Below are 16,193 nucleotides of genomic sequence, written 5' to 3'. Positions count from 1 at the left end.
TGGGAGGTTGAAAACATGGAACACTTTGAGTACTATTATAAACCTAAAAGAACTGGGTGGATAATACTTATAGTTGTGGCGATAATCGCTGGCTTGCTAGGTGGTATAATGGGAGCTTACTTTGCATCGCCTCAAGCCACTCCACATGACTCTAACGGTGAAGAGAGCCAAGGAACTATACCAGAACCTACTAAACCAGAACATGATTTTTCTTGGGAACCATACGAATATCAAAAAACCCCTATTGTCGAAGCGGTTCAAAGGGTTAGCCCTTCTGTTGTAGGAATTTCTACCTTTGTGTCAAGAAGGGATATATTCCAGGGAACTGATGAACTAGTGCAACGTGGGGTAGGCAGTGGTGCCATAGTAGATGAATCAGGTTACATTATAACAAACCACCATGTAATAGAAGATGCTGATACTATTATGGTTACGTTAGATACAGGGGAGGAATTAGAAGCAGAAGTGGTTGGTTCTGATCCTGGTACAGATATATCTGTGTTAAAAGTAGATAAAAACGGTTTGCCTACTGTTACCTTTGCAGACTCAGATAAACTTATGGCAGGAGAAACAACAATTGCTATAGGCAATCCAACAGGGTTAGATTTACAGCAGTCAGTAGCTGTAGGAGTTGTTAGTGCTACTGATAGAGCCCTTGAAGTATATGATTGGGTTTTTTCTTTGGTACAAACAGACGCAGCGATAAACCCCGGAAATAGTGGAGGTCCGCTACTAAATGCTGCTGGTGAAGTTATTGGAATAAATAGCGTTAAAATTTCTGATGCTGAAGGACTTGGGTTCGCCATTCCGAGCAATACTGTAAGAAATGTAACAAATGAAATTATAGAAAACGGTCAGGTAAGAAGGCCTATAGTGGGGATTGCAATTAACGAAATATCACATATTCATGCACGACAATATGATCTCCCGGTAGAATATGGCCTTTATGTTGTGGAAGTTGCAGCAGATAGTCCAGCAGACCAAGCGGGTATCCAGGAAAATGATATTATTACAGAGGTTAATGGAGAAAAAATTACAACTCTTAGAGATTTTAGAAGAAGCATAAGCGCACAAGAAGTCGGCGAAGAAGTAGAATTAACTCTTTATAGAGGTGAAGACCAGCATACCATTGAAGTAACTTTGGAGGAATATCAAACAGAAGAATAAAACATAAAATATCCCCTTTTAACATCAGTTAAGGGGATATTTTATGTTTAATAGAAGGATTTAGTATTTATTTAACGAATTGAATAAATACTAAGGATAAAATAATGGAAAAGATATTAAAATTTTGTAATATACGGAGATGATTTTATATGTATGTAGTATGTAAAGATCACTTATATGAAGCAATAGATGATTTTGTAGATGTTTATGAGATGCCCCCGGATCTCTATCGGTTAGGAGAGGTGACTTTTACAGATTGGTCGCAACCAAGTTATTGTGATATGTGCTCCAATCCACCGGTGTATTTGGTGGTGTAATAATGAAAATAGATATAATTACTGTCGGCAAACTAAAGGAAAAGTATTTTGTGGAAGCGGTAAAAGAATACCAAAAAAGGCTGTCTGCGTTTTGTAAACTTAACATTATAGAAGTTCCAGATAAAGCTGCTCCACAACAAAGCTCGCAAAAAGAGCAGGAGGAGATAAAAAATAACGAAGGGGAGAAAATTTTAACCAAAATAAATCCCCAAAGCTATGTTATTGCTCTGGAAATAAAGGGGGAAATGCTTTCCTCAGAAAAGTTGGCCAAAAAGCTAGACCAGTTAGCGGTAACAGGGAGTAGCTATATAACTTTTATAATAGGTGGTTCGCTGGGGCTAAGCCAACAAGTACTAAAAAAAGCTCAGCTAAAGCTGAGCTTTTCACCCATGACATTCCCACATCAACTGATGCGGGTAATTTTACTTGAGCAGGTTTATCGGGCGTTTAAGATTAATAAAGGAGAACCTTATCACAAGTGATGGTAAACAGGAGGAAAGAGTTTACTGTACAAATGAGAAGACTTGAGGAAATAAAAGGATATAAAAACATTTAATTTATTTGTATAAATTGGTAGTATTAAAGTATATTATGTTTTATTTTGGTGGATAGAAATAAATTGGGGGTATTTCTATGGGGAGAGGTAAGCAGAAAAGGAAAAAGAAGTTAGAGATACGAAGAGCTTCAAGAAAAAGAATGGGTAAAATTGTTAGGTTTAATTTAGCGAATGCACCTACAAAGTTTAAGGGTTTAGTAAATAGTTATGCATATCAATCAAATATGCATAACTTAATTTTTAAAGGGGCATATATTGAAAATGTTAACTATAGGGCTTCAATAATAACTGATTGTAATTTTAAAAATGCAAAACTTATAGGTGTGGATTTTATATGTGTTAACTTGAAAAAGACTAATTTTCAAAATGCTACTTTTGAAAATGTAATTTTCTTTGGAACAAATTTAAAAAATGCGGATTTTAAAAATGTAGTTTTTAAGAATGTTACTTTTATTAACACTAACATTAAAAATGCTAAGAACCTTTGTATAGACGAGAATGTAACTATTTTAAATAGTTATCCAAATTTTACATTAAACGAAAAATTAACAGAAGTTTTATTACAACTTTCTAATGACTCTAAAATATTTAAATACCATACGCTTCATGTAAATAAAAATAAAATAAATAAATGGTTTTTATACATACTATTAAAAGAATTCAGTCAAGAAAACTTAATAAGAGGTTTTCAAGCATTAGCAAGGAGAAAAGACAAGAGACATTTTTATACAATTTATAGTCTGCAACGCTTTCTAAATATATACTTAAAAGTAAAAGTATGATATAGTAAAGTTGTCCTGCCCCAGATAAGGAAACTTGGAATGCTATGGAACAATGGGGACAATGTAAATTAGCTAGTATTCAAGGGGGGATGTCTATGATAAATAATGGTTTAACTTTTATCGCTTTTGGTGGTTTTTTGTTAGGCTTATTTTTGAATAGTTCTATCCTACCTCGATTACTCGGGGTTAGATTCCCCTAAATTTAATCACGCAATATGTAGTCTTATTCAATTTGAGTAGGACTATTTTTTATGTAGAAATTTTTATGTAACTTCTTTTACTTAGCATTATTTGAGTTAGAACTCATGAAGGTAATTACACTCATGATCTTCTTGTATTTATAGATAGAAGTGTAAAAAAACTATATACGAGAAGAGTTACACCAATGTTTTAATAAAAAATTATACATAATAGTTTACAAAATAAATAAGAGGTCTTACACGGTATTTGTCAAGAAAGTTGTCGCATTTAAATTAAAAAGTTTTACGAACTCAAAATATAAACAGGGTAATCAATCTGATTGCTCTTATTAAAAGTCAATATTGAACCTAAGATAACTCCTATATTAATAGCCAAAAAGTAAATATCTGGCATGAAATTTTGCCTTAACATAATAAACAAGGCAAAAATAATGGCATAAAGCCAAAAAATAGCTTTTCTAGTAGCTGTGGCCCTATATAGGCCACTGCTTTATTGTTAGGTTAATTCAATAGGTTTTTCTTTGAGCTTGTCAATAACTTGTTTGAACTGTCCTGGTTCTATATATAATTTTACTTGGCGGTTTTGTGATTTTGGATAAATTATAAGCTGATAAGAGTCTTTTGTAGTACTTATTTTCTTGATGTCTTCCCAGCTATAAAAGCTACTCTTTGTCCCGAGGCCATTAGTATATATCTTCTTACTTTGTGATAAATATAAAAGGCAAATTACAATCATTGATACAAAGGACCAGCCAGCAACAAAGCCTGGATGAAATAAAATTAGTCTTATTGAAGTTATAATTGCAACTAAGATGCCTGTAATTATACCCACCTTTACGAAAAAAGGGTCTTGAATTTTGCTTTCAAAATCTAAGGCATATTGTTTATGTTTCCTAAACCCAAAGACTAGTTTAATCAAAAAATAGATACTAACAATCAAAAAACAAAAAGTAATAACTAAGTCAAACATAAAATTCAACCTCCCCTCACTTTTTATACTTAGTTATATTTTATCAAATAAGAAAATATAACTAAGTATTTTTATAAATGAAATATTCAGAAATACTTGAATTGTACAAAACACAAAAGGAGGGAATTTTATGTAAAATCACCTGATGAGGAAGAATGTACTGCTCATAAAGGTGTTATAGAATATACGGATGGTTTTTTTGTTTTAAACGATGAGTTAGGTTGGCAGTTTCCTCTGTATAAAAATGCTCATATCTGCTTATTAAGAAAAATCAAAAATAGATTTGAAAGCTAAATAAAAGAGATGAGTATAAAATCATAAATTAAAAACATATTATATAAAGGAGATGCAATGGGAAAATTTTTAAAGCACTTAAGGAAAGATAAGTGGTATCATGGAACTACTTTGAGAAACTGGAAAAGTATTTGTAAAGCTGGAATACAGACTCAACATAATACTGGCATGGAAAATGATTTTGGATATGGTTTTTACTTGACCCCTAAAAAACAGGAGGCAGAAAAATATATTATAAATCAATTAGATTCTAGCTTTAGTTCCCCTGATATGTTGCCAAATACAAAAGAGTTTAGACTTTCACCAGAAGCTTTAATACCAGTGATAATTGAGTTTACTTTCACTCCGTTAAAATGGTATGAAAGTGGGGATTACAATTTTAAAATCCTCAATAATTACGACGAAGAGTTTGCAGACTTTGTTTTTTACAACAGAACAGAAAATATAGAAGGTGAAAAGCAGCATAATTATGATTTTATGACATATTAATAATAGAAAATCTAACAAATCTGTCAAAGCTTGTGGAGGTTGCAGATTTTGAAATTATCGCTTTCCCTTTAAAAATACAAGCTGAAGGGTCACCGGTGCGGGTTGTAGCTAAGTTTTAAAAACATGAAAAAAAGCGCCTAAAAGGCACTCTTTTTCATGCTTTTTTTTTTGATATAGGGATATTTAATTAATTATCTTCCGGCGGCAGGTTAAACTCATACCCAGCTATTTCAACTATCATTTTAGGGACTTCTATGTTGTTTAACATGCCATCAAAGTTTTCTGCACCGATACCGTATGCAAAAAAAGGAACAGTATTTGCCGTAAGTCCTCCTGTGCTTTTGCTTTTTTCTCGTATATCTCTGTGAATTACCCCAGCGTTATAATGGTGAGCTATAGGTATGACTATATATAGATTAAAATTGTATTGTAAACCTAAGAAAATGGGGGAAATAAATATGATTAATTCAGAACTTTATCCGGTAATATTTAAAAGGAAATCTATACGGAAATTTGTTAAAGAGCCATTAGAACAATCTGTTATGGAAGAATTAAAATATCAGATTAGTAAACTAGAGCCTTTGTTTGAAAATATTAAAACTGATGTTGCTATATTAGGAGAAGGTGAAGTAGGAGGTATTTTTTCTATCAAAGCTCCACACTATATAGCAATTTATTCTGAAGAAAAAGAAGGTCATTTATTAAATGCTGGTTATCTTTTACAACAACTTGACTTGTTTTTATCGAAAGAAGGAGTAGGGACATTATGGTTGGGAATGGGAAAACCTCAAGAAACTCTTAATGCTAGAAACGGTTTAAAATATGTAATTACATTAGTTTTTGGTAAAGCAAATGAAGAAATTCATAGAAATAGCGCTTCAGAGTATAAGAGAAAAGAATTAAATGAAATATCTTCAATTGATGGTGCTGAAAAATTAATAGAAGCAGTAAGGTTAGCCCCATCTTCAACCAATAATCAACCATGGTATATAGAAGGAACAGAAAATAAAATGGCAATTTATTGTAAAAAATTGAGTTTGGTTAAGAACACTTTTTTCCCATTGATGAAAAAGTTTCTTCCAATAGATATGGGTATTGCTTTATGTCATTTAAAAATTGCTGCAGCTAATTTTGATAAAGAAATTGATTTTAAAAAAGAAAATAAGTCTTCAAATAAGAATTATGAGTATATAATTACTGCATATACAAAACAAATAGACGGTTAACCTTTTTTTATTCAATATCAATATGAAAAGGTAGACCGCCTTGTATAAATTTAATATGCCTTTGCTAACTCGATCGAATAGAACTCATAGGGGTAAGAAGGTTATCTGACTTTTTTGCCATTAAAAAGCCGCAATTATCATCGTTACGGTGAACCGTACCATAAGTAGTGGGGGGTTCTATAGTGTTTGAAACACTATAGCATAGGGGGTGATATATTGGATAATAGAAGTTACTTTCTGTGTGAAATAGGGCGGATAGTTGACAATTTAGTATTCAATCATAGGACAGTGAAACAAAGTTTGACAATTTTAAAAAACCTATTTTTATAATTAAATTAGCCATAAGTAATATTTCGGTGCATAATGTTTTATGATGTTTTTATAAATCTTTTATTTGTTAGGGGAGATATAATGCTAAACAAAAACAACAAACCAGTAATACTTATATTAGGGAGCTATCATATGAATAACCCTAATCAGGATTTGTTTAATGTTAAGGCAGATGATGTTTTCAGCTCAAAGCGACAGGTACAAATCAGAGAGTGTATAAATTTATTAAAAAAATTTTCCCCCACTAAAATAGCTTTGGAAGTGCCTGCTGATAAACAAGATGAGTTAAATAGCAGGTTTAAAGAGTACTTAAACAACAGTTATAAACTGGGCAGAAGTGAAGGTGAACAATTGGGGTTTAGGATTGCTTCTGAATTAGGGCATAAGCATATTTATGGAATTGACTGGAATGAGGGGGAAGGAGACGGTAGATTCATTGAGTATGCAAAAGTACACCAAAAAGATATCTACGATAAAATAATTAATCATGGGAAGGCTGTAACTAAAAAAATAGATGACTTGCTTGCTGGGGGAACTATAAAATCCGCGTTAGTTTACCTAAATAATGAAAAAAACCTTGCTTTGGATCACCGTATATATCTACAAATATGTAAAATTGGGCACAGAAAAGAGTACTTAGGGGTCGACTGGGTGAAAGGCTGGTATGAAAGAAATTTAAAGATTTATACTAACCTTACAAGGATTGTTACTTCGGATCGAGATAGGGTTTTGATCATTTACGGTTATGGTCATGTACCTCTACTAAAGCAGTTTGCCATAGACTGTGGATATTTTGATGTTAAAAGCTTGCAGGATTATCTTGACTAGATAAAATTAGATATAACATGATAAAGTAGTTTACTTGTTTTAAGACCTGTTGCAGATGTCAATAATAAAGCTGTAGGTCTTACTGTTATTACTTTTATGAAAGTTTTGAAAGCAAGCTGGCTATTGTGGAAATAAATTAAAGAAGAGATTTTTATCAAAAATACAAATTGATGTCTAAGATTTCTATGTACTTGACTTTAACTTTTGTTATTGTCATGGGTTTAGAAATAAGTTACGCTTACTTTAGTCATTTACAGAGCCATGGAAATAGTTCCTGCCTATGCTACTTTTATTTATGTAGTATCATATGCTTTCATAATAGGAATAACGGTTCTAACAGCACACTATTTCAACAAAAAGAACCGATGTTCAGAAATTTATCAAAAATATTGGCTGTTTTCTTAAAGGTTAGTTGTTATTGAAATTAAATAGTTTCAGTTTGATAAATATTATGTTAGTATGGATTAAAAACTAAGGGGGTATGCAAAATGAGTAAAACTTCCAAATTTTTTTTCGGCAGCGGGTTCCTATTGATTTTGGCAATGATTGTTCATATTATAGGGGCATGGATTAATCATACTAACTCTGTAGGAAACAGTGCTCCAGCATCTGTAAATTTAGCATTAGCAATTTACTATGTGGTTCCAATTGGTATTCTTTTTGTAATAGGGTACTATACGAAGAATCGTGAAATTAGTATTAGGAAGCGCTGTTAACGTAGATCACAAACACTAAAACCTCTCTTGTAGAGGTTTTTTTATGCACTTTTTATATCTAATAGTAGTATATTTGGGTTTCTAGCAGGGAGACACAAGCATTTGTTATGTTCGAACATCAAATGCTAAACCTTTCCCTAGTTTCTAGCCAACGGAAAAGTATAGATAATCATCTAATTACTTAGTAACATTCCCTGAAATCGCTCTAGCTAATTCTTTAACCGCTTATGAAAGTAGTTGGTGCGTGGATATGATAAAGCCCTCCTTAACAAGCTCTTTTTTGATTTTTATTAAAAGCTTCGTTTGCCCGATCTTTGAGCAAAGCAAGATAGTTAGTTTTGCTCAGTGGGTAAAGATGTAGCATAAGAATGATCTTATTGGAATTGTACTCTTAGTTTATGCCATGCACTTGTAAGTTAGATAGAAGTAACCATATGTTAAACTACGAAAAATAACTTAACCTACGTCAGTAAAGAAGGCGAGTTTTGCAGGTAGTAAAAAAAGAACTGTACTAACAATGAAGTAGTTAAAGGGGCTAACAACAAGTAGAGTTGTTAGTCTTTTTTTGCTTTGAATAGTTTATTTATCAAAAAGTAATAGTTAAGAAAAATACTAATAATTTTACAATAGGGAGGTCTAGCTAAACAGACAAAGAAGAAAGATATAGAGACCTTTTTAATATTTCCATGATAGCTTGCTAAACATACTTTACAAATGGGATGGGCGCTAAGATTAATTTAAACGTTAATAGATTAGACGTTAGGTTGCAAAGGAGGCACACGATGAAGTCTGTAAGTATATGCTTAGTTATGCTAGCCGCTGTTTGTTGGGGAGTTAGTGGGGGAATTGCCGATATTTTAATGAGCAAGGGCTGGGATCCTATTGTAATTTCGCTTTGTCGAGGACTTTTTGGATTTATATGTTTTTTTACGTGGTTTCTCTTTCGTTTTAGAGAAACCTGGATTTTTTCTACTCGTTTATATATTTGGTCTTTATTGGCCGGTGTTGGAATTGCAGGTAATTTTACTTTTTATTTTTTAAGTATCCAAGAATCTAGTATTGCTGTTGCTGCTACCTTAATGTACACTGCGCCTGTGTTCGTCCTTTTAATTTCTTTTTTACTACTAATAGAACGTTCAACTTGGTTTAAATGGGGGTGCATTTTTGGTGTACTTATAGGGATTATCCTACTTACAGGTGTTTATAACGCCGATTCGATTTCAGTGAGCTTTATGGGGGTTGCATCAGGGCTTGCTTCCGCCCTGTTCTATGCACTGTTTATATTCGGATTTAAAAATGCCTGCTCTATCGGAAAGCCACAGATTACTTTAACCATCGCATTTTTTTCACTTAGCGTTATTCTTTTTCTTGCTGCTGACAATAATGAAGTAGCTGCTGTGGTAAGGTCAAACGACATAGGATTATTTCTTCTATTAGGGATTGTGGGTGCTGGAATTTCATTTATACTTTATGTGGTTGGCCTTCGTGGAACGGCACCATCAACTGCTTCAATAGTGGCTATGGTAGAGCCGGTGACAGCAGCTTTATTCGGAGTTTTACTTATTGGAGATGAATTGGCCATAACTCAGTTTCTTGGAATGTCAATCATCTTGGTTACGATTACCTTGCTTAGTGTAAAGCAATCTGACTGAAAATAACCTTATTAAATTAAAGAAAAAGGGGTAAAGATAAAAAAACAAAAACAGGGCCCTTATTAAAGTTGTTGCAATTTACCACAAAGGTATAATTTTACTTGTCGGTATTTAAATATATTGTTATGATTAGTTGGTAAAGATAGCATATCTGTAACTATAACTAAATACAGGGGGTGGTTTGGCTGAACTTTGTGGTTTTTATACCGATAATAGTTGTTTTTGCAATAATAATTTTTAATGATGATAAAAAGAAAAAGTATGTTATTTTAAAACTAAGGAATAAAAAAAGGGGGATTAAAATGGCTCATAAGCTTATGGAAAAATATATAGGTCATAAATGTTTGATATATACCATTGATAATCATATTGAAGGTACGATAAAAAGTTTGGAGGGAAATTGGCTAGAGGTGGAATGTGGCAAAAAAAAGAAAATAGAAATAGTTAATATTGAATTTGTGGAAAAAATTGATGTTTTGTAGTATTTTTTGAATCATGTAGCTTAATTGAAAAAAGTATAGCCTCTACAAAAGTATAGTCTCAACAATACTTTTGTAGAGGCTATACTTTTTTGTTATCCTTACTTCTTTTTTAGAGCTATAACCTGAACTACAAATAATGCATCTAGTACAAAAGGAGTAAATAAAATGATGGGGCTATGAAGTTGGTTTATGTCGTCGATAAGCATGCCTTTAAAAAGAACAATTAAAACACTACATAATAAAATGGCAAAAGTATTGACTAGAAGACCTAAACTGCTATCTATTTTGAAGCTTTTAAAAGATAGCAAAAAAGTGTTGAATAAACCAATAAACAAAAATATAGTGGCTACAATCACCAAATAAAACCAATTGTTTAGAACAATTTCGTTAACAGATGGGATAATCTACACCTCCTTATTGTTCTTTATTCATTAGCAGCTTCATTTTAAATATTTTAACAGTTTAACATTAATATAATAACAAAATTTTATAACCAAAAATATTAAATATTATTAAATCTACTTAAATAACATTTAAGAATTAGCTATAAATAAAGCTTTGCGTAGAGCAAAAGGTATTTTAAATAAACACAAATAAATAAAGGGGATATATGGAAGATTGTCGAATTAAGTTTGTTGTAGGTTACAGGAAAGGAAGGGGTGCGGATTTTGATTGAAATAAAAAATGTAAGCAAATTATATAATGGCAGTAAAGGTTTAGCATTAAAAGAAACTTCATTAGCTTTAGAACCAGGGGAGTTTATTTTTTTAGTAGGGCCTAGTGGTGCTGGAAAAAGTACACTGATTAAGCTCATGTTTCGAGAGCAACTCCCAACTAGTGGTGAAATTTTTTTTGAAAATCGTAACATGGCTGATTATAGTAAAAGAGAGCTTTTAGCACACCGTCGAAAGATTGGAATGGTATTTCAGGATTATAAACTGTTAAAACAAAAAACTGTATATGAAAATGTGGCTTTTGCCCTTGAAGTGTTAGGTAAATCGCCAAAAGAAATTCAAAAAAAAGTTCCAGAAGCTTTGGAAAAAGTAGGACTCAGTCAAAAAAAAGATAAGTTTCCCAAAGAGTTATCTGGTGGGGAACAGCAGAGAGTAGGAATTGCACGAGCTATTATTAAGCAGCCTGTGTTAATTTTGGCTGATGAACCGACAGGTAATTTAGATCGAGATAATGCACTACAGTTGATGAAGTTGTTTGAAAAAATTAATAAAGAAGGAACGACGGTAGTAATAGCTACCCATGCCTGGGATCTTGTAGACAGAATGCAAAAACGAGTGGTTGCACTATCTAGTGGGGAGTTAATGCGAGATGAACAAGGGGGGTATAGTAATAATGAATAGATATGCCTTTAAAAACTGTATTCGTCAAAGTATTTTATCGCTGGCTAGGAATTCATGGTTAGCTGTAATTACTTCCGGTTTAATAGCTATATCACTTGCAATTTTAGGTGGTTTTTTACTGGTAACCACCAATGTAAATCAGTTTATATATGATGTGGAATCAAATGTGGAAATTGGTGTTTTTTTGCATGAGGGTGTTAACTCAACAGAGGTTGAAGAGAAGCTCGACAACTTAGATGGGGTGGTAAGCTACCAATTTGTATCCAAAGAGGAGGGACTATCTGATTTTGCCCAATCAATGGGAGATCCATCGTTACTCCGAGATTTAGAGGGAGAAAATAATCCATTACCTAACCTTATTCGGGTTCGGGTGGCAGAACCGGAACAGGTTGCTTCAGTAGCAGAGGAAATTCAGGCATATCCCCAGGTGGAGATGGTCGATTATGGAGAGGAGCTGGTAGCGGGGTTAATGCAGATTACCAGTCGCCTTAACTTTATTTTTTTGATATTGGGTATTTCTATTGCTGTAGGTGCGGTATTTTTAGTTGTTAATATTATTAGACTTTCTGTTGTGGCAAGACAGGACGAGGTAAGTGTAATGAAGTACCTTGGTGCTAGTAATGGATATATCCGTTTTCCTTTTCTTTTAGAAGGGATGGTTATGGGATGGATTGGTACACTAGTGGCTATAACTGTATTAGGCATTTTATATGGCCAATTAGTTTCATCTCTCGGCCAAGATTCTCTGATATTACTTTTCCAACCTGTAACTGATATGGGGAGGATAATTCCTATATTTGCAGGTATAATGGTAGTAGGAACATTGATGAGTGGTTTTGGAAGCTTCATCTCCATTCGCAAATATTTGCGAGTGTAATAATAGAAGAGGGGTGAATAAAAAATGCGACGTTTTATAGCTACCTTAACACTTACTGTGATACTGTTTTTTTCTTTTGCTCAAGGGTTTAATGATATTGCTTATGGAACTACAGAAGGAACGGAAAAGGAGCAAGGCCTTGACGATATCAAAGAAGAAATTGCTGAATTTGAAGAAACAATTGAAATCCTTAATAGGGATATAGAAAATAGATTAAAGAGACTAGAAGAATTAGACCGTGAATTAGCAACCACAGAAACAGAGTTAAAAGAGACTCAGGCTGAACTTGATAGATCTCAGAAGCGACTGGATGAAAACACAGAAAAATTTGGCGGTCGGGTTAGAAGTGCTTATATGAGCGGGGGGGCTTCTTACCTAGAAATATTATTAGAAGCTGATAATTTTGGGGACTTAATTATCCGATGGGCTTATTTACAGCGAATTTTATCCAGGGATGCTGAGTTAATTACCGTAATACGGGAAGAACAAGAAAACATAGAAAATCAACAACTAGCGATAGAAGAACAACTAGAAAAGATAGAGGATCGCCGCTTTCAGATGGAGGCTGAGCAGAAAAACTTAGAGGAGCAAAAAAATACAGTAAATACTCTTTTGGAGCTTTCTCGAGAAAATTTAGAAGAAGAGTTGGCTCAGCTTCAACAAACAGAGAGCAACCCTGTCTATGGTGTTGTTTTTGATAATCATCCCAACGCTAGGCCTCAACATGGATTATCTCAAGCTAGCTTAGTTTATGAGTATGAGGTAGAAGGAAGAGCAACACGCTACTTAGCTCTTTTCTCTGCTCTCCCTAACAAAGTTGGACCTATTCGCAGTGCCAGAGAGCACAGCACCAAGTTAGCTTGGGAGAATAACATTCACTATATTTATTCAGGTGCCAGTAGAGATAATTTAGCTAGAATAGATGAGTGGGGGGTAAACGGCACAAATGCCCTAGGGCATCCTTCTTTTTACCGAGATTCCTCAAAGCATGCTCCTCACAACTTATATGTTAACTTATCTACGTTAAATAGGGCTCCATCATCTTCAGGCTCGGTAGTACGCCCAGGAAACCTTAGTAGACAGGGTAGGAGTGCAAACTCAGTATCCATTGAGTATAGCCCCACATACCGCGTTTCATATCAATATGATGCCAAAGAAAGAGCTTATAAAAGGATGATTAACGGCAGCACTCACCGAGACGCTACCGGAAGTCAAATTTGGGCGAGAAATATTATTGTTCAGTATACCGAACATCCCACAGATTTTCGGCGTCGTACCACACCACAAGTGGTGGGACAAGGGAAAATAGACTACTACGCTATGGGGCAACACTTTACAGGAACATGGAGAAAGGACAGTCCTAATTCTCCAACACGATTTTATTATGAGGATGGTCAAGAGATTGAAAGAGTTTATGGTGCAACTTGGATTCAAATTGCAAGGCCTAAATAAAAACTAGAATTACAAAGACATCTTCAATTTTTTCGAAGATGTCTTTTTAATAAAAGAAAAATAATTAAAGGGAAAGAGCCTTCTTATATAGAATATAGTTTAAGCAATTATTTTATATTTTTTAAGGAGATGGTTTAATGTCAACAGCTAGGATATTGAAATGGGTTACTGGAGGTTTAGAAATTTTGCTGGGAATACCTATTTTAGGAGCATTGATAGTGGTCGGTTTTGTTGGTCTTCCTCTGCTAGTTATGCTTGCGCTACATATCGCGACTTTAGTTGTTTCTAGTAAAAGCGGTGTGGCAAAACATGGCTCAATTTTAGGGATAGTCACTTCACTTGTGGCCTGGATTCCATTTGTTGGGATGGTAATGCATATTATTACAGGTATTATTTTAATGGTGGATGCTGCAAAAGACGATAGTGAGATAGTATTAAAAAACAAAGAAGTTGTAGCAAGCTAGATTAAAAAACCTCGTTAATACGAGGTTTTTTAAATTAAGAAATATTTCCCGGAAAATTGTTTTTTAGGAAAGTCTCCTTGAAAGATAATAGGGGTAAATGATATAGTTTAACTATTAACTATAATCAAAGGAGGAGGAAAGTGGAGGGATATATTTATAACACACCACAGGGAGAAAATGTTATAAAAAAAATTTATGATAAACAGGTAAAAGACCTTGCAGTCGAATACGATGATGTTTTTATAAATACAAGATTTGGCAAAACCCATATACTTAGGGCGGGTAATGCTGACGGTAAACCGATATTGTTTTTTCATGACAGCGGAAGTAATACAGCGATTTCCCTTTTGAAATATAGAGAGTTATTAAATGACTATATGATATATGCAGTTGATACCATAGGGCAACCGGGGAAAAGTGAGCAAAGGGTTTTATCTACCAAAAATCAAGAGTATGGCCAGTGGGCTTCTGATATTATTTGCTCTCTGGGGTTTGACCAAATGATTTGTATGGGGGAGTCCTTTGGAGGGGGGATTTTGTTGAAGCTAATGAGTGTGGCACCAGAAAAAGTATCCAAAGGGATTCTATTTGTGCCAGCGGGGTTTGTTAGCACATCAAAAGTAAATTTTATAAAAAAAGTGTCCCTGAGGTTATATGGTATTACTGGGGCTGAAAAGTTGTTAGAAAAGGCATTAGCTCCTTTTTTAGGAGACAATGGGTTAGTGGATAAACGAATTATAGAGATGACTAAAGTAAATTTAGAACATGTTAAAAATAATATAATTTTTACTAGGTTTAACAAGATACAAAAAGATGAAATAAGCGGTGAAAAGACCTCTTTTTTAATTTTTACTGGTGGGAAAGATGAAATATTCTCTGGTAAGAAATTAGCTAAAAGAGCCAAAAAAATGCTGCCTAATGCTGAAGTTCATCTTCTGAAGGATAGCTCCCATTTTATTTTTGCTAACGAAGATAGAAAACGGTATATAAGACAAAGAATAGATAGCTTTATAAAGAAGCAAAAAACTAGGAGTGTATTAAAGTCTGGGTAGTGAAGCAATAGCATAATAATGCTTTTGCTTTTTTTATATAACTGCAATAGGAAAGACATACTAAAAGAAAATAGTTTTTTAGAGGTGATTAAAATTAGCGCAAAGTCATTTAAAAAAATAGGAACTCATGATGGGCGCTTTCATGCTGATGAAATGATGGCAACTGCAATATTGCAACAGATTTTTCAAGTTGAAATAATAAGAACTAGAAACCCAGATGTTTTGGATAAGTTGGATATTGTTTATGATGTAGGAGGAGGAAAGTTTGATCATCATGGAGTGGAAAAAGAATTAAGAGATGACAAAATTCCTTATGCTGCAAGTGGTCTTATATGGAGAGAATTTGGTGAAAGAGTAGTTGAGTTATTTGATAGCTCTTTATCTAAAGAAGATATAAAAGAGGTCTATCAACATGTGGATAAAATATTAATCAAAGGGATAGATGCGCTGGATAATGGTTTGCGTCCAGAGCAAAATGATTATTTTTCAACAATGAGTATCACAACAATTTTATCAGGATTTAACCCTCCTTGGTATATTAAGGGAAAAGAAGAAGAAAGGTTTAATCAAGGTGTTTTGTTCTCAAAACAAATATTAAATAATGTTATTTTGCAAAAAGTAGGGGTAATTAAAGCAAGGGGTCCTGTAAAAGAAGCTTATGATAAACGTAAAAATCCAGAGATATTAATTCTAGATGTAAATTGTCCTTGGCAAGAAGCCATTTTAGAGTTGGACAAAAAAGAGGAAGTAAAAATAACCATTTTTCCAGATTTGAATAAGTATGCTTTGCAAACCGTAAAAGGAAAAGATAGAAAAGATAGAATAAAACTGCCAAAGGAATGGGGCGGCAAGGAAGAGGCTGAATTAGCTCAGTTGACGAACGTAGAAGATGCTGTTTTTTGTCATAGTGGGCTTTTTTTTGCAGCAGCAAAATCTTTAAACGGAACAGTAGCTCTAGCAAAGGCTGCTTTGGAAAGTTAAATA

At 33.6% G+C, this 16,193-nt stretch carries 19 protein-coding genes; 18 read left to right on the top strand and 1 reads right to left on the bottom strand.

The annotated features are described in order from the left end of the window. Positions 1-15 precede the first annotated feature (15 nt). From PRVXT_RS14800 to PRVXT_RS14785, 4 genes are all read left to right on the top strand, one after another. Positions 16-1,167: a S1C family serine protease gene (locus PRVXT_RS14800; RefSeq protein ID WP_350343634.1), complete on the top strand. Its 1,152-nt coding sequence runs from the start codon at positions 16-18 to the stop codon at positions 1,165-1,167. 149 nt (positions 1,168-1,316) lie between these two features. Next, the gene (locus tag PRVXT_RS14795) at positions 1,317-1,484 is read left to right on the top strand and encodes a CxxH/CxxC protein (protein ID WP_350343633.1); all 168 of its coding nucleotides are present in this window, start codon (positions 1,317-1,319) and stop codon (positions 1,482-1,484) included. A gap of 2 nt (positions 1,485-1,486) precedes the next feature. After that, positions 1,487-1,966 (top strand): 23S rRNA (pseudouridine(1915)-N(3))-methyltransferase RlmH, encoded by a 480-nt coding sequence (rlmH, locus tag PRVXT_RS14790; RefSeq protein ID WP_350343632.1) that lies wholly within the window; start codon positions 1,487-1,489, stop codon positions 1,964-1,966. A 151-nt stretch (positions 1,967-2,117) separates the two neighbouring features. Further along, positions 2,118-2,822 carry a pentapeptide repeat-containing protein gene (locus PRVXT_RS14785; RefSeq protein WP_350343631.1) on the top strand — a complete coding sequence of 235 codons (705 nt, stop codon included), beginning with the start codon at positions 2,118-2,120 and terminating at the stop codon, positions 2,820-2,822. A 696-nt stretch (positions 2,823-3,518) separates the two neighbouring features. Here PRVXT_RS14785 and PRVXT_RS14780 read toward each other — a convergent pair. Further along, the gene (locus tag PRVXT_RS14780; RefSeq protein WP_350343630.1) at positions 3,519-3,992 is read right to left on the bottom strand and encodes a hypothetical protein; all 474 of its coding nucleotides are present in this window, start codon (positions 3,990-3,992) and stop codon (positions 3,519-3,521) included. A gap of 96 nt (positions 3,993-4,088) precedes the next feature. Here PRVXT_RS14780 and PRVXT_RS14775 point away from each other — a divergent pair, with 96 nt between their 5' ends. The 14 genes from PRVXT_RS14775 (at position 4,089) to PRVXT_RS14710 (ending at position 16,190) form a co-directional block, all read left to right on the top strand. After that, entirely contained in the window at positions 4,089-4,286 is a 198-nt protein-coding gene (locus PRVXT_RS14775; protein ID WP_350343629.1) for a hypothetical protein, read from the top strand. Positions 4,287-4,343: 57 nt separating this feature from the next. Beyond that, positions 4,344-4,775, top strand: coding sequence for a DUF3990 domain-containing protein (locus PRVXT_RS14770; protein WP_350343628.1), 432 nt, complete (start codon positions 4,344-4,346; stop codon positions 4,773-4,775). Between the two features lie 458 nt (positions 4,776-5,233). Beyond that, positions 5,234-6,001 (top strand): nitroreductase family protein, encoded by a 768-nt coding sequence (locus PRVXT_RS14765; protein WP_350343627.1) that lies wholly within the window; start codon positions 5,234-5,236, stop codon positions 5,999-6,001. A gap of 411 nt (positions 6,002-6,412) precedes the next feature. After that, a complete protein-coding gene (locus PRVXT_RS14760) occupies positions 6,413-7,159 on the top strand; it encodes a DUF5694 domain-containing protein (RefSeq protein WP_350343626.1) in 747 nt (248 codons plus the stop codon). A gap of 488 nt (positions 7,160-7,647) precedes the next feature. Next, positions 7,648-7,875 carry a hypothetical protein gene (locus PRVXT_RS14755; protein ID WP_350343625.1) on the top strand — a complete coding sequence of 76 codons (228 nt, stop codon included), beginning with the start codon at positions 7,648-7,650 and terminating at the stop codon, positions 7,873-7,875. 782 nt (positions 7,876-8,657) lie between these two features. Continuing rightward, positions 8,658-9,527, top strand: coding sequence for a DMT family transporter (locus tag PRVXT_RS14750; protein WP_350343624.1), 870 nt, complete (start codon positions 8,658-8,660; stop codon positions 9,525-9,527). A gap of 194 nt (positions 9,528-9,721) precedes the next feature. Further along, the gene (locus tag PRVXT_RS14745) at positions 9,722-10,009 is read left to right on the top strand and encodes a hypothetical protein (RefSeq protein WP_350343623.1); all 288 of its coding nucleotides are present in this window, start codon (positions 9,722-9,724) and stop codon (positions 10,007-10,009) included. 189 nt (positions 10,010-10,198) lie between these two features. Beyond that, on the top strand, positions 10,199-10,372 hold the full coding sequence (locus tag PRVXT_RS14740) for a hypothetical protein (protein ID WP_350343622.1): 174 nt from the start codon (positions 10,199-10,201) through the stop codon (positions 10,370-10,372). A gap of 305 nt (positions 10,373-10,677) precedes the next feature. Further along, positions 10,678-11,364 (top strand): cell division ATP-binding protein FtsE, encoded by a 687-nt coding sequence (ftsE, locus tag PRVXT_RS14735; protein ID WP_350343621.1) that lies wholly within the window; start codon positions 10,678-10,680, stop codon positions 11,362-11,364. Continuing rightward, on the top strand, positions 11,357-12,241 hold the full coding sequence (gene ftsX / locus PRVXT_RS14730; RefSeq protein ID WP_350343620.1) for a permease-like cell division protein FtsX: 885 nt from the start codon (positions 11,357-11,359) through the stop codon (positions 12,239-12,241). The genes ftsE and ftsX overlap by 8 nt, the downstream gene beginning before the upstream one ends. Before the next feature lie 24 nt (positions 12,242-12,265). Continuing rightward, positions 12,266-13,693, top strand: coding sequence for a DUF3048 domain-containing protein (locus tag PRVXT_RS14725; protein ID WP_350343619.1), 1,428 nt, complete (start codon positions 12,266-12,268; stop codon positions 13,691-13,693). Positions 13,694-13,830: 137 nt separating this feature from the next. Continuing rightward, a complete protein-coding gene (locus PRVXT_RS14720; protein WP_350343618.1) occupies positions 13,831-14,157 on the top strand; it encodes a hypothetical protein in 327 nt (108 codons plus the stop codon). A 140-nt stretch (positions 14,158-14,297) separates the two neighbouring features. Then, on the top strand, positions 14,298-15,209 hold the full coding sequence (locus PRVXT_RS14715) for an alpha/beta fold hydrolase (protein ID WP_350343617.1): 912 nt from the start codon (positions 14,298-14,300) through the stop codon (positions 15,207-15,209). A gap of 84 nt (positions 15,210-15,293) precedes the next feature. After that, positions 15,294-16,190, top strand: a complete 897-nt coding sequence (locus tag PRVXT_RS14710) for an MYG1 family protein (RefSeq protein ID WP_350343616.1) — start codon at positions 15,294-15,296, stop codon at positions 16,188-16,190. Positions 16,191-16,193: the final 3 nt, after the last annotated feature.

The sequence above is a fragment of the Proteinivorax tanatarense genome (genome assembly GCF_040267685.1).
In the GTDB taxonomy this organism is placed as follows: domain Bacteria; phylum Bacillota; class Proteinivoracia; order Proteinivoracales; family Proteinivoracaceae; genus Proteinivorax; species Proteinivorax tanatarense.
The sequence above is the reverse complement of the archived record's forward strand: the minus strand, read 5'-3'. Positions and strand labels throughout refer to the sequence as shown.